Genomic DNA, 23,642 nt, shown 5'->3' on the forward strand with positions numbered 1-23,642 from the left:
AGCTGAAGCTTACTGAGGCGGGGGCGTGAGCGTCACGCGCGGCGTTACCACGGGCGTCGCCTGGCTGTAGGCGCTATAGGACTGGTAGCCAGCCCATGCCTGCAACTCCGTGGTATCCAGAATCAGCGCCATTTCCTCAGGAGACATGTACAACACGGCAACCACCGTGGAATTGGCCAGCAACGACGACTGCGCATCACCTACCAGCACCGAAACAACCATTGGCACTTCCGGATAAATCAACTGAACCACCGATTCCGCATCGGTAAACTGGAAGGTGGTCACGTAGGTTGGATCGCCGTGGGCACTGATCACGCTGTCAACAATCGTCCGCGGCGATAGCGCCAGGAAAACATAGCTCACTGGGTCGTTTTCGCTGTCGGCCAGCAAACGGCAGCAATACTGGTTGCTGCCAGCTTTCTGCCACAGCGCCTGCACCACACCCTGTTCCTCTGTATTCACTTCTGGATCGCTCAGGCTGTCATCAGCCCGAATGATCTCAATAGCCTCCGTCCAGCTGGTCTCGCCCGGCGTGATGTTCCGCCAGCAGGGTGCGGCGCACGGCTCTCCTGTAACCACACTGGTATCATCCAAGAACAAGTCCGAACGGAGTGTTGGCTGTGGCAGGCAGCCCGCCCCCAGCACCAACAACCCCAACAGCAAGAGTGGCAACATTTTCATCCCGTGCATGATCGTTCCTTTTGGTTCTTCCCGACACCTCTGAGCGGAAGCAAACGGGGCAGGCTGGCATACCTGCCCCGCTCAATCATCCCCCTGCAGGGCCTAATTGAGCCGGACAATGGATAGATTATACGTCCCGCTTGTCCCGCCGTAAAGCACCCCGTAGTGAGTTGCCACGATGATATATGTCCCATCTGCCGGCAGCGTGAAATTGTCGATGAGTGAATTCATCGTTTCATTCAGCACCGCGTCATCGTTGCTGGCCAGCTGGGCGCCTTCCGGCGCCAGCAGAAACAACGTGGGATCAAGCGTCCCGGCGGTGGCGTCCATACCGATCCGCACCTGATCGCCCGCTTCACCCTCAAAGGTATACAGCACGAATTTGTTTGTCTGGTTGATCGTACCAGATACCGTATCGCCGTAACTGATCGGGATGGCACTGCCCAGCGCACTGCCCACATCGATCATGGAACTATCCCCGATGAAACCGCCTGCCCCGGCAGTCGCGAAACCATTTACATCCACCGTGAAGGTGGTCAGGTACACCTGGCCCTGAACCGGCTGGGCATTGGAGGCAATGATCACCCGGTCGTTCACGCGCACGGTGAGATTGAAAGTCACCGGCGATGTGTCGTTGCAGCTGCTCTGGTACCAGACTTCAACCTCATAAGTGCCCGGCGGCAAACGATCCGAGGGCCAGTAGATGTACGACACCGGGCTGGTGGTCGGGTTAACACAGTTGACATTGCCATCTTCCGCCAGCACGCCACCGCTGGCGCTGCGCGGCAGGTCATCATAGACTGCCGCGCCGGAAGGATCGCGCACCAGCAGCTGCAGGTCCGCCCGTGTATTCCACAGCAACGACACCTCAATACTGCCAGCTGGCAAATCAAGCGCCGCCAGCGCCGGCGGGATTTCGAACTCGCTACCGCTCAACGTCAGCGTATAAGCGCCCCGCGTGCCCCCAAACTCGCGCCCGTAGCGTGTCGCCACGATGGTATAGACACCGTCGCTCACCAGCGTCTGATTGGCGATCTCCGCGTCGGTCGTATCAGCGTTCAATGCGTCGTCGTTGAAGGCCACGGTGTTGCCATTGGAGTCGAGCAGGAATAGCAGAGCATCCAGATTCCCGGCGGTAGCGTCCATGCGCACCGTCACGATGTCACCGGTCTTGCCCGTGAAGCTGTAAGCGGCGTAGACGCGGTCCGAGTCGATGATGCCGCTGACGCTCTCATCCGCGCTAATCGGCGTCTGGCCGGTCAGATAGGCGGATGTATTAGTCAGCACTGTGCCGGGGTTGATGCCGCTCAGCCCCTGTTCGACCTGTCCCGAAGTCGTCAGGACAAAGCTGGACAGAAACTCCTGCCCCGGCAGCAACGTACCGCTGACCGGTTCCAGGGTTGCGCCGTCAACAGTCACGTTTAGCGTGATATTCGCCGGCGCGTTATCCTCACAGCCCTGGATGTAATAGACGATAATCTCATAGCTGCCCGTTGGCACTGCGCCGGGCGCCCAATCGATCCGCTCCGTCGGGCCATCGCCGATTGGCGCCACACAGCCAGCGTTGACATTCTGGCTAAAGACGGCGTTCTCCACCGTCGGGTTATCCCAGTAGATGCTGTTGCCATAGGGATCGCGGACTTCCAGGTCCAGATCAGCCGTGCTGTTCCAGGTCACCGAGACCCGCATGCCTGCATTTAGCGTGACCAAGGTCGGTTCCGCCAGGACAGGTTGAGTTGTTGCTGGCTCCTCACTTTCAGTAGCCAGCGTCAGCGAGAATTCACCCGTTTCCTCGCCAGCAGCGCCGGTCATCCGTAACACAGTGACGTAGTAGCGCCCGCTCGCCTCCAGCTGGACGCCGGCAATCTCCGCTGATCCAGCGGTCTGCGGATCGCTGTCCTGCGCCAGAGGATTCCCGGCAGCGTCAGTCAGCAGCAACGCCAGGTCCAACCCTTCCACCGCCGTCGAGGCAGAAAGTGTGACTGTCTGGCCAGCTACGCCATCAAACCAGTAGGTCTGGGCAAACGATTCGCCACTCAGTGCCCCGGTCACAGGAACGCCAGCGGAAAGCTGCCGGGTCCCCTCCTGGGCCAGCAACACCCCGGAGATCGACAGCATCATGCCAACCATAACCACTATAGCCGCCACCAGGCGGATCGGTTGTCTCAACTGAGTCATCAAGAACCAGCCTCCTTAACAGACATTCGCTCGAAACTCAGCGATCTTCCACTTCATTACAGCAGACGATCCCCAACCAGAGTGTAACCCGTGAAGACGTGCCACGCTATGCCTGCGCGGGATGACCGCCTGACAATATCCTGACGAATCCCCTCCCCACGCCTTCAGGAGCCTGTCCCATCAGACGCGGGCTGGGGCGTGGCCTGCTCTGGCGGAGACAGTTCCACGAAGGTCGTGGTGCCTTCGTAGACTTCTACTAACCGGGCCACCCGCGTACCATCGATGCGGGCCACAACCTGATACTGCCCTTCGGGAATATCGCCGGCCACAAAGTTCTCATTCCAGGCGTCATCTGCTACTACGTCCGGCAGGCCATCCTTGTTGATGTCCATCCGCACATACGACGACGTTGTTTGCACCACCCGCCCGGTGCGGCGGTCGATAATCGAGATATCCTGATCATCCAGCAATTCCCCATCCGGCCCAATGATCCGCCCGGCAATCACGCCATGGCCAACGTAGGGAACCATCCACAGCAGCGGATTACGCACGGCATACCAGCTATTCCGCCCGACCCGCACCTCAAAGTGCACATGGGAACCGGTCACGACACCCGTATCCCCGACCAGACCGATGATGTCGCCCGTCTGCACCCGCTGCCCACGCGTGACCAGGATGGCCGAAAGATGGGCATACAGCGTGTAGATCGGCTGACCCCGGTAGCCAAAGTCATGCTCAATCAGCACAGTGTTACCGTAGGAATAGGTCGTCTCGGCGATGCTACCGTCAGGCAATTCCACCCGGAAGCCATCTGCTGCCCAGATGACTGTGCCCGGCCCGGCAGCACGCACGCTTTCCCCGATCGGGTTTGGCATATCCACGCCATGATGCACCCGCCAGGCATCTTCGGGGCCGTCCGAGCCATACGAGTAGTAAAACAGCGCATAGTTGACAGCGCTTGAATCGACCGGCCTGGCCAGCCAGTAATGATCCCGTGGATCGCGGGAAATCGGCAGCGGCAATGGGGGCGGCTGCCAGCGTCTTTCGCTGCCCGTGACATTCACCACCTCGACCCCACTGGTTGTCGCCAGCGGAACTGGTGTCGGTCCGATGTATGTCGGGCTGGGCGGAGGGGGCAGCGGTGTATTCGTGGGCACCACCGTGCCGAAAAGCTGCGTCGGTTCCAGCGCGATGATCAGCCCCGGATCGGTCGGCTCCAGGGTCGGTGGTGCGTAGGAAGCGGTCGGCAAGGCCGCCTGTGGTAGCGCTGTAGCACCCGCCACAAATTGCTGCTGAAGCACCTCCTGCCAGGAGGGCTGGGAAGCTGTCGGCGTGCCGTTCGATACGGGAATCGCCACCTCATAGGAAGGCGGCGCTTCCCGCAACGCCAGATACACCACCCCACCGACCAGCGCCAGCAGCAGGAGCGCGCCCTGAATATTGCTGGATTGGCGTGTCTTCAGCGGCATCGTTCCTATCCCGATTCCCCCGCCCCCTGATCAGGCGGCACAGGTGTTGGCGTACGGGTCGGGGCCGGGGTGGGCGTCGGCGGGGCCAGAGTGCGTGTCGGCAAAGCCGTGGGCGCCGTCAGGAAGGCATTCAGTTCGTCGCTGCCATAGATCTCAAGCATCGCCTCTTCCCAGCTAAGCCCGTCAGTCTTGACTGCTTCCCAGTACAGCACACCACCGAAGTTATAGCGCCAGCTGCGATCCGCTGGCAGTGGATACCACCCGTAATCGGCAAACAACTGGGTCAGGTCAACATAGTAGCCCGCCGGAATCGCCCCGCGGTAGCGTCCACCCTCCTCGTAAGCCCTGACATCACCGCCGGAACGCGCTGCGAAGTCCCATGGCAGTTCGCGCAGTGGCTCTCCCAGCTGCCCATCCTGCACCGCCGCGCGGGCAAAAACACGCCAGAATGTGTAGACCCCCACATCCTCGCGGACGATCTCCAAAGGCGGCGGAAAGCCATAGATCAGATTGCGGTTCAGGGCAAAGGCACGCCCGGTCAGGTGCCAGTTCAGGCGTTCCTGCCCCGGCTCCGGCAGCCGATCCAGCGGCCAGAAGGCATCCTCCAGGTTCCCCAGGTAGTCCTCGCCAGTCTTTTGCAGGACAGCCTCCCGCAGCGCCGCAAACGAATCATTGACCCGGTCACTGAGGTACGGGTTCGGCGCCTGTACATCACCCAGCAACACCAGCCGATAGTAAGGCGGCTCGGCCTGCGCATAAGTGATTTGCTCGGTATACGGCAGCTGGGATGTAGCCAGCGGGCCGGGTGGTGCGATCTGTGGCCGCCAGCTTGTCCAGGTAGGGCTGCCGCCCCGACCGGGTAGCGCTACGGCCTGCGTGACCATACCGACCGATCGATACATCCCGGCCACAATCAGCGTCCGGCTGCCCTGATCGATCGCGTAGACCAGGCTGCCCCCATCCGGTGCCCAGGCGGGCATCCGCCCCCGGTCGATGAGTTCCGGCTCCTGCCCTGCTACCCCATTCGCGGGCAGCACATAAACCGCTTCCAGGCCATCCACGCGGGCGCTGTAGGCCAGGCTCAGCCCGTCCGGCGACCAGGTCGGGTGGTCTTCGTGCAGATCGGGTGTCGCTGTCAGGTTACGGGCCAGGTCTTCGGAAGGATCGTCAAGCGACAGGATGTAGATATCCTTGTTGCCCTCCCGCCAGGAAACATAGGCGATCTCCCGTCCGCCAGGCGACCAGGCTGGCGAGAAATCCGGAGCCGGGTGGTAAGTCAGCCGGATCGGCCCCTGCGTTCCATCCACGCGGATGATATAGATGTCGAGGTTGTCCTCGTTGTAGGCTTCATACACCAGCCATTGCCCATCCGGACTCCAGGCCGGCGAACCTTCGAAACCCAGTGTATAGGTCAGGCGCGTGACCGTTCCCGTCTGCACATCCTGGACATACAGCTCCCAGTTCCCGTCACGATGGGAGGCAAAGGCCAGGTAGCGACCATTGGGACTCCAGGCCGGATCGCGATCATCGTCCGGATGATCAGTAATCCGCACCGGATTCTCAAAGCCGATTACCGTCATCCAGATGTCATCCTGCCCGCCATCGCGTACCGTGTAAGCCAGGCTGCCGCCGATCCGCAGCGCTTCCGGGCGGGGCGTTACGGTGGGTACCGCCGTAGCAAACGGTGTGAACTCTGCTGCCGGGCTGGTCTCGCCTGCCGCCGGCGCAATGATCACCGGCGGGATAACCGGCACATCGCCCCGGGGCGATGTCGCCCAGATCAGCAGCCCCACTACCGCCGCCAGCGCGACCACCAGCAGCGCGCTTAAAGTCCGGTTGCGGGCCTTCAGCGGATCCTCAACCAGCACCACCGTTTCGCTGAGATCTTCCGCCCGCCGCAACATGCTATCCAGCCGCCGCGCCTCTGCGCCTTCAGCGCGACGCCCCGGCAAGGCGGACGGCCAACCACCCGCCTCGCCCCCGGTTACCCGCAGCAAAATCTGCCATAGTGTCAGCAGAACAGCCGCAATGACCTTCAGCACCGTCAGGATCGCCTGAGCGACAAAAGCGGCGACTGCCAGAATCGCCATCACCAGCGCAGCCAGGCTGCTGCCCAGTAACCAGGCATAGCCAACAATGGCCTCGCTGAGCCAGATCAGCCCCTTCAGCAGGGCATTGCCGAGTTTGTCAGTCAGGCGAAAAGCCCGAACGATCATAGTCGTGATCTCACCGTTCAGCGCTGCCGGCCATCACCCGTGTCGCGCCAGCAGGCAAGCACGCCCCAGTATGGCTTAGCGAGGGATTGTACTGGAAAGGGGAGCGACGGGCAACCTGACCCCATACAGTACCCGTAAAGGCAATGAGAAATGTGGTGGAGCCAGAGGGATTTCGCGACCTGCAAGCTGCAGTAGTGCTCGTCTACTGCCGGTCAAGTCTCAAATCTTCGTAAAAACGGGTCGGCATGGCTTAAGCGGCCTGGCGCTTAGGCACAGATTGCTCCTCACTGCTCGTGAGCCTCTCCTGCAAAAAGCTGCTCAGTTGTTGCTTGATCTGCTGGCTCGGTGCCATTCTCTGATTCATGGCGTGTGGCTCTCTTTCTTTGGAATTCGCTATTTCAAAAGGATAGCGCACGCCTCCCCTTTTTACAGAAGCTTACTGACATCACCGAAAGTGTTCATAGTTATTCGCATTATAGAGAACAGTCGAAAGCTCATGGTCTGACGGTGTCAAGATATTGGTAAATGACCGCAGGGCCATGATAATCTACGTTTATCACATCCCCTACTTGAGCGTATTTCGCGTTCACAAACTCTACCAATGGGACAATGCCTGGTGCGCCGGCACCTAACAGGTCTGGAAATATCACAACGTAGTCTGGAGGAGATTGCGTCCATTCATTGAGTAAACGTTCGGTTACGCCCGGCGCCTCAAAATACCACGCCCAACCCTTCACCCATAAGCCAGGAGGAAGCATCTCCGTCAGTAAGTGAATTTGGGGCGTACTATCCGTTTCGGGTAGCACGAACAAAGTATCTCCAGGCTGGCTTATTGTACGTAACTCTTGTGCCAGTGGTAAGAATTCGTCATGTGCAGGTGTTGTCTTGGGACCAAAATAAGGCGCAACAATCGTCAATGACCAAGCCAGTGCAACAACTCCCATAATACCGTACAATATTGATGTTTTTGGATCTCCTGTCTGTAGCCAATCGCTGAGTTCTTTTTTCGAGGGTATGATCCAACTCAGAACTGAACCACTTATAACTGACACAATGGGCAGTACACCCATAACATGATATTCATCGCCTCGGGGAATCAGGGTTGTTGTTCCTCCCAACCCCATTAACAGCACCAGTATACGGACAGAACGCTCTGGACCTTTCATTCGCAGGACTAAAACCACATAGCTTAGCCCCAAAATTGCAGTAAATAGTAGTTTGCGTAAGAAACCACCGCTGAATTCGCCTGTTGGCATCAATCCTGCCAAGTTATATGTCCAATTCCAATATAGATAGGCCTCCAAGTGACCCTGAATCGCAAAGAATATTACGCAAATCACAGGAAGTAGCAAAACACCAAAGAGATACGGGAATATTCGGTTCCGTTCATTCCATACTAGCCATGTCCCAAACAGTCCTACGCTTATCCAGCCATGTTGTTTAAACAATGTCCCTCCGCCGAGTACCAAACCTACTAACATAGGCGCTATAAAACTTCGGTCATGGTATCTCAGCCTCAGCCAGATTATGGTTGCCAAGATGAGGCACAGGCCAACTAACGCATCGTAATAAAACAAGATGTTATTATAGACAGGCTCCCATATTGTCCAGAAAATGAGTGCAAATACTGCTGCGTGCCTTCCTTCCAGCTGAAAGGTAAGAACATAGATCAACAAGCTCATCGATAGTACAAGAATTAGGTTTAGCAGCTGCACTGTAGTTAGCGGAGGTAGCGGTAGTAATTGTTGAAAAAGGGCTACTAGAAGTGAGCCACCGGGTGCATGTTGTTCAACTACCTGATCAAATAACATTAGCCCTTGGTTTAATAACCAGGGGATCGCCAGCTGGCCTGAGTGGGCAGACGGGTGAAGCAGAGTCAGATGGGAGATGGCTTGTATGAGAAGTATACTTGGGAGGAGAATTGCCCTTGTTGTGAATCGTTGCTGAGAAGGAAGGATGCGCGTCATATGGTATCCTCTTGTGGGCTAGACGAGGCTTTTCGAGATTATAGTTACAAGGTCCGTTATAATCCACTAATGTGTACAGCTAGGTTTCTCTCCGAACAGATATGAGCGATAATAGCAGCAGCAAAAAGAAGAGAGACCCATGACCGCCGAAGAGAAAGTAGCACGCCAACGGTTGAGTGTGCTGGAGCTGGCGCAGGCACTGGGCAATGTGAGTGAAGCGTGCCGTCAGCGTGGCATGTCACGGACCCAGTTCTACGAGTACAAGCAGCGCTTCCAGACGCATGGGCTGGAGGGGCTGAAGGACTTGCCGCCGATCCCTAAGGACCATCCCTTCACCACGCCGCCGGAAGTGGTGGAACGTATCCTGGCGCTCAGCCTGGCGCATCCGGCCTGGGGCTGCACGCGGCTGAGTGACACGCTCAAGTTGGAAGGGGTGTCGGTCAGCTCACCGACGGTACAAAACATTCTGATCAAGCACGGCATGGGCAGCAAGTACGAGCGCCTGCTCAAGCTAGAAGAGCAAGCAGCGCAGCAGGCGATCGAGTTGAGCGCTGAACAGGTAGCGCAGATTGAGAAGGCCAATCCGTGTTTTCGCGAACGACACGTGGAGAGCAGTCGCCCCGGCGAGTTGCTGTGCGCCGACACCTTCTACGTCGGACGGCTCAAAGGAGTGGGCAAGGTTTACCTCCATGCGGTAGTGGATACCTACGGCAGCTATGCCTTCGGTTTCCTGCACACCTCCCAGCAGCCCGAAGCGGCGGTGGCCGTGCTCCACAACGACGCCTTACCCTTTTACCGGGAACGCGGCCTGTCGGTCACGGCGGTGCTGACCGACAATGGGCGCGAGTTCTGCGGCACGGACAGCCATCCCTACGAAGTCTATCTGGCGCTCAACGACATCGCGCATCGGCGCACGCGCGTGCACCGACCCCAGACCAACGGCTTTGTCGAGCGTTTCCACCGCACGGTGCTGGACGAGTTCTTTCACTCAGCCTTTCGCACTACCTTCTACGAGACGGTGGAGGCGCTACAGCAGGACCTGGACACCTGGCTGCGTCACTACAACACCCAGCGTCCGCATCACGGCTATCGCAATCTGGACAAGCGCCCCATTGATACGGTCAATGCCTATCTGGAAACTGTTCGCCAAGAAGCTTAGTAGTACATATAAAACTCTCAATCATCATGGTCTTTATTCAGTTGGTAGAATATTCTTTGGGTCAAGTCTCAAATCTTCGTAAAAACGGGTCGGCATGGCTTAAGCGGCCTGGCGCTTAGGCACAGATTGCTCCTAACGGTTGACTGACGGCTCCAGCGGTAACACCACCCATCAGCCTGATCTCGGCCTCCTGGTAGCCTGGCCTGCCAGTTTTGTGGTCTCCGGACCTCCCGATCTCATCTTTCGTTGCGGGCTGCTCCCTCATGCTGACACGCCTGCCCTGTCCCCTGGATGGAGCAGGTCAATCGGGAGCCTGGGTTGCCTCCTCCTGGTCTGCGTAAGCCATGGTGTACAGGTTGCGGTAGAGACCGCCCATGGCCAGCAACTCGGCGTGCGTCCCGCGCTCCACGATTCGCCCGTGATCAAGCACGATGATCTGGTCAGCGTTGATAATGGTGCTCAGGCGATGGGCGATCACAAATGCCGTGCGCCCCTTGAGGAGCCGGGCTAGCGCTTCCTGGATCACCCGTTCGGTCTGGGTATCAACACTGGATGTCGCCTCATCCAGAACAAGGATGCGCGGGTCGGCCAGCAGGGCGCGGGCAAAAGCGATCAGTTGCCGCTGCCCGACCGAAAGTAGCGCCCCACCCTCCTGAACCTCGGTCTGGTAGCCATGTTCCAGCGCCACGATAAAGTCATGTGCGCCAACCGCCTGCGCAGCGGCAATGACCTCTTCATCGGTCGCTTCCAGTCGCCCGTAGCGGATGTTGTCCATCACCGTGCCGCTGAAGAGAAAGGTCTGCTGCAGGACAACCCCCATCTGCCGGCGCAGCGACTGTTGGGTCACCCGCCGGATGTCATGCCCGTCGATCAACAACCGGCCCTGATCAACTTCATAGAACCGCAGCAGCAGGTTCACGATCGTGCTCTTCCCAGCGCCTGTATGCCCCACCAGAGCGACAGTCGTCCCGGCCGGTACTTCAAACGTCGCCTCGTGCAGCACTTCCACGGTGTCATCATAGCTGAAGCTGACGTCTTCAAAGCGGACATGCCCTTGAATTGGCGGCAACTCATAGGCATCCGGTGCGTCCCTGATCTCCACCGGCGTGTCCAGCAGGGTGAAGATTTTATGCCCGGCGGCCATTGTCGCCTGAAAGGTGTTGTATCGCTGGGCCAGCATCCGTATGGGAAAGAAGAACTGCTCAATATACAGCACAAAAGTGACCAGCGTCCCGGCGGTCAGGGCGTTCTCCAGCACCAGTCCACCGCCCAGCCAGATCAGCACGCCGACTGCCACGCCGGCGATCATCTCAATCGTTGGGAAGAACAGCCCGGCGATCACCGCAGTAGCGATCCCGGCGTTTAGGTTCTCGCGGTTGATCTGCTGGCGGAAACGGCGGCTGTTGTAGCCCTCGCGAGCAAAAGCCTGGATGACCCGCACCCCGTTGAAACTCTCAGCCAGCTCAGCGTTAACATCAGCCACAGCCGTGCGCTGCCGGATATATGCTTTGCGGGCATGGACGCGCCAGACATTAGCGATGGCCAGCATGATCGGGATAACCACAGCAGCCACGATGGTCAGCCGGGCGTTGATTGTAAGCATCACAATCACGATGCCCACCAGCGTCAGCAGGTCGCGGAAAACACCGATGATCGCAAAGGTGATCATCTCCCGCAGTACATTGACATCCCCGATGACGCGTGAGATCAACCGGCCTGTCTCATAGGTCGCAAAGAATGACAGCGACAATCGCTGAATGTGAGCGAACAGTTCATTACGAAGCTGGCGGATAATCCCCTGCCCTACCGCGGCCATGGTGTTGAACATCCCACGCATACCCACCATACCCACGCCGAGCATGCCCAGATAGGCCAGCGCGTACAGCGTCACCATGTCCAGCGCCCCCTGCCGGACGCCGTCATCCACCGCCCGTCCGATCACGACCGGTCCGGCCAGGCTGCTGATTACCCCCAGCAGCATATAGCCGAAGGCCTTGATCAGTTCAGTACCATAGGGCTTCAGGTATGCGGCCAGGCGGCTGGCGACATTGCGGTCAAACCCCCTGAAGTCGCTATCCACCGAATCACGTGCGCTCATGCTACTGCTTTCCTGTTCCGTTGCCCGCCGCAACTGCAGGCAGCTACCCCGCCTGACCGAGCATCAACAGCTCACGCCGCAAGCGCTCCTGATCTTCCAGTTGCAGATGATAGATGTCGCGGTACAGACCGCCCGCCGCCAGCAACTCCTGATGAGTGCCCTGCTCAGCAATCCGGCCCTGGTCTAGCACCACGATCTGGTCAGCATGCTGAACGGTAGTCAGACGCTGGGCAATCACGAAGGTTGTGCGCCCGGCCATCAGCTTGATCAGGGCCTGCTGAATCAGATGTTCCGTCTGGGTATCAACGCTGCTGGTAGAATCATCCAGGATGAGGATGCGGGGGTTGAGCAGCAGCGCACGAGCGATAGCGATTCGCTGGCGCTGACCACCGGAAAGCGTGACGCCGCGCTCGCCCACCACCGTATCATACCCCTCCGGGAACGCCATGATGAAGCCGTGCGCGTTAGCGGCTTTAGCCGCTGCCACAATCTCCTCCTCGCTGGCGTCGGGCCGGCCAAAGGCGATGTTCTCCCGGATCGTCGTCGAGAACAACAGCGATTCCTGCAGGACGACTCCGATCTGCTGGCGTAGCGCATCCAGATCAAGATCGCGGACATCGTACCCATCGATTAACAGCTGCCCCGCGCAAACATCGTAGAAGCGCGGGATCAAGCTCACCAGGGTGGACTTACCCGATCCGGTCGCTCCCAGCAAAGCAATCACCTGGCCTGGATGGGCCTCCAGGGTGATGTCCTGCAATACCAGCGGAGTGCTGTCCGTGTACCGGAAACTGACATGCTCGAACCGGACATGGCCTTCCAGGCGCGGTTTCAGGGCGTCTGGTTTGCTGGCGATCTCAACCGGCGCGTTCAACACCTCAAAGACGCGGTCGCCGCTGGCGATCGCCTGGGTGGTCAGCATAATCACGAAACCGACGTTCTGCAGCGGACGCGCCAGCAATAACACATACGCGTTGAAGGCCACTACCGTGCCTGTGGTCACACCGCTGCCCGGCTGCCCCGCCAGCCAGCTCCCCAGCCACAGCACCAGCACCGTGCTCAACCCCACAATCAGGCTCATGGCTGGCAGATAGGTCCCCCAGGTGCCAATGAGATGCAGCCGCTGATCATAGAGGTCCTGGTTAGCGGCGCTGAAACGCCGGAACTCGTGCGGTTCGCGGGCAAAAGCACGTACCACACTCAGACCCATCAGGTTCTCTTCCAGGATTTCTCCCAGCACCGACAGCTTATCCATCACCGTACGGAAGCGGGTGCGTACCAGATAGCCAAAGCGCCAGGCTGTGATCCCCAGAGGGATCAGTGGCACCAACCCCGCCAGTGCCAGCGGCACATTCGCCGCAAACATAATCGCGGTAGCCCCTATCGTCAGCGATAGGATATTCAGACCGTCAATCATCCCGTAGGCCAGGTAGCGCATGACTTCATCTACATCGCTGATGGCACGGGTGATCAACTGCCCGGTCTGGGCGGTGTCGTGGTACCGGAACGAAAGGCGCAGCACATGATCGTAAAGATCGTTGCGGATGTCATAGGCGGCTCTGTTAGCCAACCACTCGCTGAAATAGCGCATCAGAAAACCCGCTACGCCGCGCAACACCCCCAGCCCCACCACCAGCAGGCCGGCCTGCAGCATGAAAGCCTGGTCGCCACGCTCGATCCCGATGTCAATGACATCTTCGAGAATTCGTGGCACCAGAATCGACAGCACGGCTGTCGCGATGATTCCCAGGTAAGCCAGAATCATCGCCCACAGGTAAGGTCGTGTATAGCGCAGGATGCGCAGCAGTGTCTTCACAGTATCCCTCTAACCGACAAGCCCGGAATCGTCCCACTGCGAAAGGCTATGGCAGCAGATTAATCCCCCTCCAACAGAAAGGTAACTGTACTGCCCGGCCAGGTAGTAACCCCAGGCTAGCCGGGCAGCGGAAAACGCGTAAAATCAGTGCTTGAGAGCTTAGTAGCGACTGGCTCATTATAGTAAGCCTGGACTGGCCAGGCAAAAACTTGCTGTTTGACTCGTGCCTCAGACGATCGTAACTTTAGAGTGTCGAAAGCACGATTGCACTTGAGGAGAACGGATGATGCCACACAGAACTGTCCTGCGTCTTAACCGGTGGCTGCTCTCATTAACGGCGCTACTCATCCTCATGGCTCTTCCCGCTGCGGCTCAGGGCAACCAGCACATCGTCCGCCGGGGAGAGACTCTTTTCCGGATTGCCCTGCGCTATGGCATCACCGTCGATGCGTTGGCCCGCGCCAATAACCTCGCCAACCCCAATCAAATCTACGCCGGTCAGGCGTTGATCATCCCTGCCGCTGGCACAGAACCAGTTGCTGCGCCGGGTCTTCCGGTTGCCAGTGAAGCGCCCATCTATCACGTCGTCCGCCCCGGCGAGACGCTGGGCACCATCGCCCGGCAGTACGGTGTCTCCTGGCAGGATATCGCCACCCGCAACAATATTGCCAACCCCAACCGCATCCTGGTCGGCCAGCAACTGCTTATCATGACAGCAGCAACTGGCGCAGCTTCCGGCGCTACGCCGCCTCCAGCCGCCCCCGCCCCCACCGTCACTACTGCGCCAGACACCGGCCAGGCACGCACGCATATCGTCCAGCCCGGCGAGCACCTCTCAGCCATCGCGCGGCGCTACGGCCTCTCCTGGCCCGTCCTGGCCCAGGCTAACGGCCTGGTAGACCCCAACCATATTCTGGTCGGCCAGGCGCTGGTTATCCCGGCGGGCGGCAGCGCTGCAGCCAGCACCTACTTTGAGCCGTCGCTAGGCCAGCCCAGCGGCCCCGCTCCAACCGTGGCTAACGGCAAACAGATCATCGTGGACCTGAGCGACCAGCGTATCTATGCCTACCAGGATGGGCAACTGCTGCGAGTTGTCACCGTATCGACCGGTTTGCCCGGCACGCCAACCGTCACCGGCGACTTTAACGTGTACTGGAAGCTCACCTCCCAGACAATGTCCGGTCCCGGCTACTACCTGCCAGGTGTCCCGTGGGTGATGTACTTTTATGCCGGTTACGCCATTCATGGTACCTATTGGCACAACAACTTCGGCCGGCCCATGAGCCATGGCTGCGTGAACCTGCCCACCGATGAAGCCTACTGGTTCTTCAACTTCGCGGAGGTCGGGACGCCCGTCCGGGTGGTTTACTAACTAGGCATCTCCCAGTTGATCCCAGCGCCCCTGTCGACCCCAGAACTGACCCGGCAGGGGCGTTATGGTTATCTTCGCGCAACCTTTTCACCTGCCATAGCATCAATAGCAGTGGGCGGCAGCGCTTTGCCATGCCGCCTGTCTACGACCAAGAGGAGAACCCATCTATGCCGGCACTGCGCTTGCTGCTTCGCCTGTCCATATTGGCCCTGCTGGCTGCCTGCAGCCCCGGTCAGAGCGTTCTGGCCGTTCGCGACGCCTGGGCGCGCGCCGCTGAGGCATCGTCAACCCAGACCAGCGGCCATAGCGGAGACAATGCTCATTCCGGCGCCGTCAGTGCGGCCTACATGGTCATCGAGAACACCGGCAATGCAGCAGATCGCCTGCTCAGGGTAGCCACAGATGCCGCCACTACCGTTGAAATTCACGCCACCCAGATGGAGGACAACGTGATGCGGATGCGCCCCCTGCCTGATGGCCTGGAAATTCCCGCCGGCGGGCAGGTCATCCTGGAACCGGGTGGCTACCATCTGATGCTCATTGGATTGCAGCGCCATCTCATGGCCGGGGAGCACCTGTCCTTCACCCTGACATTCGCCTCCGGCAAGCAACTGGTCATCGAAGCGGAAATCCGTGCTCCGTAGCAGGGAGGAAGACGATGCAGAGAGTAGCGCGGCGGCGCGGCCTGACATTCACCCTGCTGAGTATCATTACCCTGGCGGCGCTAACCGGCTGTTCGGCGCTCGATCAACTGGTGGCCGGGCCAACCATGACTCCACCACCACCCGGCGGAGAGCCGGTCGAACCGCCCCGTCCACTGGCGGACTTCACCCTGCTCAATCAAGCCGGGGAACCCACACGTCTAAGCGACCTGGTTGGCAAACCCGCCCTCTTCTACTTCGGTTACACCCATTGCCCGGACATCTGTCCGCTGACCCTGGCCGAAATGAGCCAGGTTGCCCGCATCCTGGGTGAATCAGCTCAGGAAGTGCACTTCGTCTTCGTCAGCGTAGATATTCGCCGGGATACCCCTGAACGGCTGGCGAGCTTCCTGCCACAGTTCAACCCCGCCTTCATCGGGCTGACCGCAAGTGATGAGGCCGCGCTGCACGAAGCTACAGACACCTTTGGTGTCTATTACGAGCTGGAGGATGTTCCAGAGACACAGGCCGAGTATCTGGTCGCCCATACCGCGTCCACCTTCCTGGTTGACGCGGAAGGACAATTGCGCATGATCTTCGCGTACCGCACGCCCCCGCAGATCATCGCCGATCAACTCCTGCGTCTGCTCACTACGTCTTGAATGCCTGCGGGCAAAGGCTGCCAGCGATTCGGAGTATTCTGTGCAGGTGACATACACCGCCCGCTGACCGGACGCATTCTGCTGCGTCACAGACCTGGCTCGTGGCCCGGCTTCTTGTCGCTAGTCTCTCGCTCCGCTAACCGCCGGAATCGTCGATCAGTTCTCCTGTCGCCGGCCCGTTGGGCAGAACGACTGCACCGAGTATAATTCCTTCGGCCCGTCAGAGGGCACCCGGCGGGAACATCCCTCCTTTGCAGCGGAGGTCGCAACGATCCGCCTGGGCTGTACCGCACTGACCGGCAGGAGGGTGAGCGTTGGACTCTTCACGGTACGAGCAATTGCGGGCGGTAGTTCATGGCCGGGTTCAGGGCGTCAACTTCCGCGCCTACACGGTGGAGGAAGCCACAACGCTTGGTCTGACCGGCTGGGTGCGCAACTGCCCGGATCGCACGGTGGAAGTCTGCGCTGAAGGGCCGCGGGAACAACTGGAACGGCTGCTCCAATTCCTGTACCGCGGTTCTCCTTCAGCGCAGGTCACTTCGGTTGACGTACAATGGCTACCGGCCACCCATCGCTATAGAGGCTTTGAAGTTCGTTATGGTTATGAGGACTGAGAGGCGCGTGTGATGCTTCGAGATCCAGGCCGCCTGGCGTGGACGGTGTTGTTCATCTCGCTAGCCATCTTTTGCCTGCTGACAACGGCCTTCCTGCTGGGAGTCAACTGGTTCCTGTTTGACTCATCCGTCTCTCTGATCACCACGCTGGATGTAAGCCGCAACACCGTCAGCGTGAGAGTCAATCCCGGTGAAGGTCTGCAGGCTGTGCGTTCGTCCAGTATCGTCGGACGGGACAGCTACCTGGTCACCGACAGTTCCTCACAGGGATACATCACTTTTGTCGATCCCTATTCCCGCGAAGTAGTCGCCTCAATCACACTGCATCGAGAGAGCAGCCTGACCGTCGGGGACGCCACACGCCCGCGCTTTGAATTCAGCAGCCAGCCCTACATCATCACCATCCAGTTCCAGGGCAACATCGATGTAGATATTGTGCCGGAATTGCCCCGCCGCATCCTGTTTGATGTGCACTCCCCTTACGGCTTGATCCGCATGGGCAACACAGGCCGTTACAGCCTGACCAGCCAAGTTAACCGCTTCTCGGTGTTCAACCGCTCCGGGCAGGTCGTCATCATCAACCTGACCCACGAAGCGCGGGATGTCGCCGAAGGCATGACCGGCCGTATTGAACCGGAAACCAACGCCATTCTGGTGGAGCAACCGCTGGTCGACCTCCTCCCGGATGGCAGCTTTGACACCTTCAACCCCGCCGACCCATCCCTGTCCTCCGAGTGGGGCTGTTACACCCTGCGTGATGATACGACCGCCGCCGAAGGCTCCTACCGCCGCGAGATCATCAATGGTCGTTCGGTGATGCACATCACCCGCGTCGAAGAGCCAGGCAAGCCCGCCAACAACCACGCGGAGACTGGCTGCCTGCAGTACCTCAACACGATCAGTGATCCACTGCCGGTCACGCAATACAACTATCTTGAACTGCGGGCGACCATGCAGATCCGCGATCGGCCACTGATGCTCAGCACCTGCGGCCAGCGTGGCAGCGAGTGCCCGGTTATGATCGTGATCAGCTACCGCAACCAATACGATCAGGAGCAGCAGTGGATTCACGGCTTTTACACCCGCTACGATCAGGCGGTAGGCTGGCCGTTGCGCTGCGATACGTGCGCTCAGGATCACGAACAACTCAACAAAGATACCTGGTACACCTACACTTCTGGCAATCTGCTGCAGCTCCTGCCACAGGATCAGCGACCGGTAGCCATCTCCAGCGTCAAATTCTACGCCTCAGGGCATGAATACGAGGTGCTGCTGAGCGAGGTGGCTTTGCTGGCGGGGACGATGCCGGAAGCTGCACCAGCCGGGTAAGTATAGCGGCTAATTGCCGCTGCTGCTGCCTGCAGCTATACTCCAGGCCAACAGACCGAATTGCCAAGAGAGGGAGTCGGGTTGACAGTGGACACCGCTACGCTGAGCAACGCTGCCCTGGTCATTATCACCCTGCTGGGCATGTATACTGCCGCCTTCTGGCTGGCGCTGATCTTGTGGACGTACCGCGATCACCGGGCGCGTTCCCGCGATAGCCTGGCATCGCTGGCGGCTGCCCTTCTCGTCGCCGTCCTGTTTCTGCCAGGGCTGGTGATCTACCTGCTGCTCCGCCCCAAGGAAACCCTGACCGAGGCCTACGAACGCTCGCTGGAAGAAGAAGCGCTGCTCCAGAGCATCGAGGAAAAGCCCATCTGCCCCGGTTGCAGCCGTCCGACCGATCGGGAGTGGCATGTCTGCCCGCACTGCCACACGACGTTGCGCAAGTCCTGCGTCAAATGCGGGCGGATACTGGAACTTGCCTGGATGCAGTGCCCATATTGCGCCGCAGCCCAACCGATAGCCGCCGAAGCCGCGGGCAGCGCTGGTAGCCGTTATCCGTCCACCAGTCGTGTTGCCGCCGAACCATCGCTTGAGTTTGTTGACACCGATCCATATCGCGGCTGATCGAGCCGCAAACCTCCATAAACAGCAAATGAGGGCGCCACGACTGGCGCCCTCGCATTGCTTTCTACGGGTGTGCAACCTTCTAGAAGCGTTTGATGTTCGGGAAAGCGTTGAACCCGGCGTACTCCGCCGCGTCACCAAGGTCTTCCTCAATGCGCAGAAGCTGGTTGTACTTGGCGATACGGTCCGACCGCGCCGGCGCACCGGTCTTGATCTGGCCCGCGTTCAGCGCCACCACCAGGTCAGCGATGGTCGCATCCTCAGACTCGCCGCTGCGATGGCTGACTACGACCGTCCAGTTATGGCGGAAGCTCAGTTCGCAGGCTGCCATCGTCTCGGTTAGCGTCCCGATCTGATTGAGCTTGCACAGCAGCGAATTGGCGGACTTCTCCTTGATGCCCCGCGCCACGCGCTCCGGGTTAGTTACCAGCAGGTCATCGCCAACCACCTGAACGCGGTCACCAATGCGCGCCGTCAACCGCGCCCAGTTTTCCCAGTCGTTTTCCGCCAGGCCGTCTTCCAGCGAGATGATCGGGTACTTGGCCACCCAATCGGCCCAGAACGCGACCATTTCCTCACCGGTCAAGCTGCGGCCTTCCGTCTTGAGATGGTATTTGCCATCTTCATAAATCTCGCTGGCGGCCGGGTCCAGAGCGATGAAGATCTGCTCACCCGCTTTGTAGCCAGCCTTTTCAATCGCCTCGAGGATCACCTCAACTGCGGAGTCATTGGTCGGCAGGCTGGGGGCAAACCCACCCTCGTCACCAACCGTCGTGCGCAGCCCCTTCTTGCTGAGCACGCTCTTCAGACTCTGATAGACTTCAGAACACCAGCGCAGGGCCTCCGCAAAATTCGGCGCGCCAACGGGCATGATCATGAATTCCTGAAAGTCGGTGCTGTTGGCCGCGTGCTTGCCGCCGTTCATGATGTTCATCATCGGCACCGGCAGTCTGTGCGCATACACGCCGCCCAGATAGCGGTACAGAGGCAGTCCTACGCTATCCGCCGCAGCCTTGGCCACCGCCAGCGACGCACCCAGGATCGCATTCGCGCCCAGTTTGCTCTTATTGGGCGTCCCATCCAGCTCGATCAAGTACTGATCAATGCTCTTCTGCTCCAGCGCGTCCAGGCCAACCAGAGCCTCAGCGATCGTCTCATTGACATTCTGGACTGCCTTCAGTACGCCCTTGCCGCCATAGCGCGCCTTGTCGCCATCGCGCAATTCGACGGCTTCATGCTCGCCAGTAGAAGCGCCACTGGGCACGATCACACTCCCGAAGGAGCCATCCATCAGCGTGACTTCGACTTCAATAGTAGGATTGCCGCGGGAATCAAGAACTTCCCGAGCGTGAACTGATTCGATAATTGTCATCTTGCTCTCTCCTGTATGCTGTCTAGTTGCGCGCCTGTGCGCGCAAACCTATACGCCATCCGGCGTCTCTGCATATGCCGCCGGCCGCCAACCTGTCTAGTCCCCGCTGTTGGCCGGTTCCTTCCCATCCGGACCACTGAGCAATGGCCCCCGAATTTCACCCGGCAGCGCACAGGGCCTGCCCGTGGCCAAGTCCAGAAACGCACCCACCGAATAGTCCCGCGTTAGCACCTCGCCGCTGCCAGCTTCAACGATCTCGTGCAGCCACGCACCACGTGTGCGGCTCAATGCGACTGGCTGGCTGATAATGCGCAGCTTCATGCCATTCAGAGCCGGGCGCAAATAGTCAACCTCATGGCCGACCTGCACCATTCCCAGGCCGTTGTCGATGATGCGCTCCAGCGGCCAGCCGGCACGCTCAAACGCATCCCACATCGCCTGCTCAAACCAGCGCAGGTATACCGCGTTGTTCACGTGCCCGGCTGGATCAAGCTCGTAGCGCTGCACTCGCCGCTCGGTCTGGTAGCGGTAGCTCTCCAGGAATTCCTCCGCGCCGCGCAGGCGAATGTGCAGGTCTTCCAGCTCGCCAGTAGGCTCAAAAACCTCTTCCGCCTCTGGCGGGATGCGTTCCGGGCGCATTGTCTCCAGGTTCACGTAGACCCACTTGGCCCGCCCGCGGGCAACCGGTTCGCCGCTACCAGCCCGGCGCAGATCGTACTCCCGATGGCTGTAGATGCGGTGCACATCCGATACCCATGTGCGCAGTTCGACCTCATCCCCGTAGCGCAGTGGAGCGATGTAGCGGATGAGCATCTGGCGAATCACCCAGGCGCGCTTCTGCCGGAAGTACCAGTCGTACGGAAAGCCTGCCTCCGCGCTGGCCCGCGTGGCGGCTTCTTCAAAGTAGTTCTGGTAGACAGCGTTATTCACGTGCCGCAGGGCGTCCAGTTCGTAGGACCGCACGCGAAACCGCCACGTATGAACCCTGGCCATGGTCTTTGCCGCCAAGCGCAAGCTGCCTGCAAACGGTGCTGATTATAGTGCGCCGTGGTACTCCCCACAATGCGACTTGCCACCAACGTTGGCTGATCATCGTCATAGAGCGATCGCTGCGGTAAAATAGATGCCAATCAGCATAATTGCGTGAATCAGTGAATGGAGTCAGCCATGTCTTCCAGCCGTATGGTCTACCTGGATTACGCGGCCACCACCCCTGTCGACCCCCGGGTGCTGGACGCCATGCTCCCGTTCTTTACCGAAACGTACGGCAACCCCTCCTCCATTCACCGCTTCGGTCGCGCCGCGGAGCAGGCGGTCGAGGACGCGCGAGAGCGCGTCGCCCGCATTCTGGGCTGCACACCGGGCGAGATCGTCTTCACCAGTTGCGGCTCGGAAAGCGACAATCTGGCCCTGCGCGGGGCTATGCTGATGGCCCGCCGGGATGGTCGCGGCCAGCACCTGGTGACCTCTCCGGTCGAGCACAGCGCCGTCACCCAGACGGCTCGCCAGCTGGCCGAACTGCTCGGCTTTGCCGTAACCCAGGTCCCCGTAGACCGTCATGCCCGCGTCGATCCAGCGGACGTAGCTCGCGCCTGCCGGGAGGATACGGCGCTGGTCAGCGTGATGTACGCCAACAATGAGGTTGGCACTGTCCAGCCGCTGGCAGCCATTGCCGCCACCGCGCACCAGCACGGCGCGCTGATGCATACCGACGCCGTGCAAGCTGCCGGGCAGCTTCCGCTGGACGTGCAGGCCCTAGGCGTTGACCTGCTGGCGATCTCCGCCCATAAGTTCTACGGTCCCAAGGGCATCGGTGCCCTCTACGTTCGCAACGGCATCGCCCTGGCCCCCAGCCAGAGCGGCGGCGGGCAGGAAAACGGTCGGCGTGCCGGGACACACAACGTGGCTTTTATCGTTGGGCTGGCCCGCGCCCTGGAAATCGCCTACGAGGAAGCCACCCAATACAACGCCCGTTACCAGCAACTCCGCGACCGGCTCATCGACGGCATTCTGGCCCGTGTGCCGGATGCACAACTGACCGGTCACCCCCGCGAACGGTTGCCCAACAATGCCAGTTTCGTGTTTCAGCATGTCGATGGCAACGCCCTGCTGATGCATCTCGATCTCAAGGGCATCGCCGCCAGCAGTGGCAGCGCCTGCAAGGTCGGCAGCCCGGAGCCGTCTGCTGTCCTGCTCAGCATGGGCTTCGACCGCACCTGGGCGCTGGGTGGCCTGCGCCTGACCGTTGGCCGCCACACCACAGACGAAGATATCGACTACGCTCTGGAAGTTATCCCGGATGCAGTTGAGCGCGTCCGCAAGCTGGGAGTAGCTGGCTGATGCCCGGTCCGCGTGTCGTCGTTGCCATGAGCGGCGGCGTAGATAGCTCGGTCGCTGCTGCTCTGTTGATCGAACAGGGGTATGAAGTCGTCGGCATGATGCTACGCCTGTGGGCGGAGGACTTCGTCGCCGAAGACCAGGTCTGCGATACGCATAACCGCTGCTGCACACCTGATCAAATGCGTGATGCCCGCCGTGTGGCCGACCTGCTGGGAATCCCATTTTATGTCCTCGACACGCGCGAGGTCTTCCGCCAGCAGATCGTCCAGCGCTTCATCGACGGCTATGCTTCCGGCGAAACGCCTAATCCCTGCCTGGCCTGTAACCGGCACATCCGCTTCACTCACCTGCTGAACCACGCTCTGGCTCTGGACGCGGAATACCTGGCCACCGGGCATTATGCCCGCCTGTGGCGCGCCAGCGACGGGCGCATAGCGTTACTCAAAGGGATCGATGAGGCCAAAGACCAGAGCTACGTCCTGAGCGTCCTGCGACAGGAGCAACTCCGGCATGCGCTGTTTCCCGTTGGGGACTACCACAAAGCAGAAGTGCGCGCCCTGGCGGAACGATTTGGCCTGCCCGTCGCCAGCAAGCACGATAGCCAGGACCTGTGCTTCCTGGCGGACGGCGACTACCGGCGCTTCCTGCGCCAGTACGCTTCGGATGCCATCCGCCCCGGCCCGATCATGACGACTGCCGGCGACATCCTGGGGCAGCACACCGGCCTGCCGGATTACACCATCGGCCAGCGCAAGGGACTGGGCATCAGCTATGCCGAACCGCTGTACGTCCTGGCCAAGGATACAACCCGCAACGCTCTGATCGTCGGGACGCGCGCCGAACTGGGAAAGATCGTGCTGGTAGCCCGCGACGTGAACTGGATTAGCGGGGAGCCACCAGCGGAATCCCTGCGGGCGACAGTGAAGATCCGCTACAAGGCCCGGCCTGCCACCGCAACTGTTACCCCTCTGTCCGGCGATCGCGTTCACGTCCGCTTTGATGCGCCACTGCGTGATATCGCCCCTGGCCAGGGCGCAGTGTTCTATGATGGCGATCGTTGCCTGGGCAGCGGAATCATCGAACAGGCAGTTGATGGCCCGTAAG

At 59.9% G+C, this 23,642-nt stretch carries 17 protein-coding genes and 1 pseudogene; 9 read left to right on the forward strand and 9 right to left on the reverse strand.

Features of this window, described 5'->3' with window-relative positions; all coding sequences use genetic code 11:
* Positions 1-9: 9 nt before the first annotated feature.
* The 5 genes from HPY64_06635 to HPY64_06655 form a co-directional block, all read right to left on the reverse strand.
* Positions 10-690 (reverse strand): hypothetical protein, encoded by a 681-nt coding sequence (locus HPY64_06635; GenBank protein NPV66805.1) that lies wholly within the window; start codon positions 688-690, stop codon positions 10-12.
* Between the two features lie 93 nt (positions 691-783).
* Positions 784-2,859, reverse strand: a complete 2,076-nt coding sequence (locus tag HPY64_06640) for a hypothetical protein (protein ID NPV66806.1) — start codon at positions 2,857-2,859, stop codon at positions 784-786.
* Positions 2,860-3,023: 164 nt separating this feature from the next.
* Positions 3,024-4,328, reverse strand: coding sequence for a M23 family metallopeptidase (locus HPY64_06645; protein ID NPV66807.1), 1,305 nt, complete (start codon positions 4,326-4,328; stop codon positions 3,024-3,026).
* A gap of 5 nt (positions 4,329-4,333) precedes the next feature.
* Positions 4,334-6,544 (reverse strand): hypothetical protein, encoded by a 2,211-nt coding sequence (locus HPY64_06650; GenBank protein ID NPV66808.1) that lies wholly within the window; start codon positions 6,542-6,544, stop codon positions 4,334-4,336.
* A gap of 494 nt (positions 6,545-7,038) precedes the next feature.
* On the reverse strand, positions 7,039-8,511 hold the full coding sequence (locus HPY64_06655; GenBank protein ID NPV66809.1) for a hypothetical protein: 1,473 nt from the start codon (positions 8,509-8,511) through the stop codon (positions 7,039-7,041).
* A 101-nt stretch (positions 8,512-8,612) separates the two neighbouring features.
* On the opposite strand from HPY64_06655, the pseudogene HPY64_06660 reads away from it, so the two are divergent.
* Positions 8,613-9,670 (forward strand): annotated as a pseudogene (locus HPY64_06660) (IS481 family transposase).
* 301 nt (positions 9,671-9,971) lie between these two features.
* Here the strand turns inward: HPY64_06660 and HPY64_06665 are convergent.
* Together HPY64_06665 and HPY64_06670 are read right to left on the reverse strand one after the other, a co-directional pair.
* Positions 9,972-11,768, reverse strand: a complete 1,797-nt coding sequence (locus HPY64_06665; GenBank protein NPV66810.1) for an ABC transporter ATP-binding protein — start codon at positions 11,766-11,768, stop codon at positions 9,972-9,974.
* Positions 11,769-11,811: 43 nt separating this feature from the next.
* Positions 11,812-13,533 carry an ABC transporter ATP-binding protein gene (locus HPY64_06670; GenBank protein ID NPV66811.1) on the reverse strand — a complete coding sequence of 574 codons (1,722 nt, stop codon included), beginning with the start codon at positions 13,531-13,533 and terminating at the stop codon, positions 11,812-11,814.
* Positions 13,534-13,867: 334 nt separating this feature from the next.
* Here HPY64_06670 and HPY64_06675 point away from each other — a divergent pair, with 334 nt between their 5' ends.
* The 6 genes from HPY64_06675 to HPY64_06700 all read left to right on the forward strand — a co-directional run bounded on the left by HPY64_06675 (position 13,868) and on the right by HPY64_06700 (position 18,826).
* The gene (locus tag HPY64_06675; GenBank protein NPV66812.1) at positions 13,868-14,956 is read left to right on the forward strand and encodes a LysM peptidoglycan-binding domain-containing protein; all 1,089 of its coding nucleotides are present in this window, start codon (positions 13,868-13,870) and stop codon (positions 14,954-14,956) included.
* 167 nt (positions 14,957-15,123) lie between these two features.
* Complete coding sequence (locus tag HPY64_06680; GenBank protein ID NPV66813.1) at positions 15,124-15,600, forward strand: copper chaperone PCu(A)C; 477 nt, start codon at positions 15,124-15,126, stop codon at positions 15,598-15,600.
* Positions 15,601-15,614: 14 nt separating this feature from the next.
* Entirely contained in the window at positions 15,615-16,259 is a 645-nt protein-coding gene (locus HPY64_06685; protein ID NPV66814.1) for an SCO family protein, read from the forward strand.
* Positions 16,260-16,573: 314 nt separating this feature from the next.
* Complete coding sequence (locus HPY64_06690) at positions 16,574-16,873, forward strand: acylphosphatase (protein NPV66815.1); 300 nt, start codon at positions 16,574-16,576, stop codon at positions 16,871-16,873.
* A gap of 12 nt (positions 16,874-16,885) precedes the next feature.
* A complete protein-coding gene (locus tag HPY64_06695) occupies positions 16,886-18,202 on the forward strand; it encodes a hypothetical protein (GenBank protein ID NPV66816.1) in 1,317 nt (438 codons plus the stop codon).
* A gap of 81 nt (positions 18,203-18,283) precedes the next feature.
* Positions 18,284-18,826 carry a zinc ribbon domain-containing protein gene (locus tag HPY64_06700; GenBank protein NPV66817.1) on the forward strand — a complete coding sequence of 181 codons (543 nt, stop codon included), beginning with the start codon at positions 18,284-18,286 and terminating at the stop codon, positions 18,824-18,826.
* An 82-nt stretch (positions 18,827-18,908) separates the two neighbouring features.
* On the opposite strand, the gene eno is transcribed toward HPY64_06700, so the two are convergent.
* Both eno and HPY64_06710 read right to left on the reverse strand, forming a co-directional pair.
* Positions 18,909-20,198 carry a phosphopyruvate hydratase gene (eno, locus tag HPY64_06705; protein ID NPV66818.1) on the reverse strand — a complete coding sequence of 430 codons (1,290 nt, stop codon included), beginning with the start codon at positions 20,196-20,198 and terminating at the stop codon, positions 18,909-18,911.
* Positions 20,199-20,294: 96 nt separating this feature from the next.
* Positions 20,295-21,161, reverse strand: coding sequence for a hypothetical protein (locus HPY64_06710; protein NPV66819.1), 867 nt, complete (start codon positions 21,159-21,161; stop codon positions 20,295-20,297).
* A gap of 204 nt (positions 21,162-21,365) precedes the next feature.
* On the opposite strand from HPY64_06710, the gene HPY64_06715 reads away from it, so the two are divergent.
* Entirely contained in the window at positions 21,366-22,538 is a 1,173-nt protein-coding gene (locus HPY64_06715; GenBank protein ID NPV66820.1) for a cysteine desulfurase, read from the forward strand.
* The gene (mnmA, locus tag HPY64_06720) at positions 22,535-23,641 is read left to right on the forward strand and encodes a tRNA 2-thiouridine(34) synthase MnmA (protein NPV66821.1); all 1,107 of its coding nucleotides are present in this window, start codon (positions 22,535-22,537) and stop codon (positions 23,639-23,641) included. Before HPY64_06715 ends, mnmA begins: the two co-directional genes overlap by 4 nt.
* Position 23,642: the final 1 nt, after the last annotated feature.

The sequence above is a fragment of the Anaerolineae bacterium genome, from assembly GCA_013178165.1.
Taxonomy (GTDB): Bacteria; Chloroflexota; Anaerolineae; order Aggregatilineales; family Ch27; genus Ch27.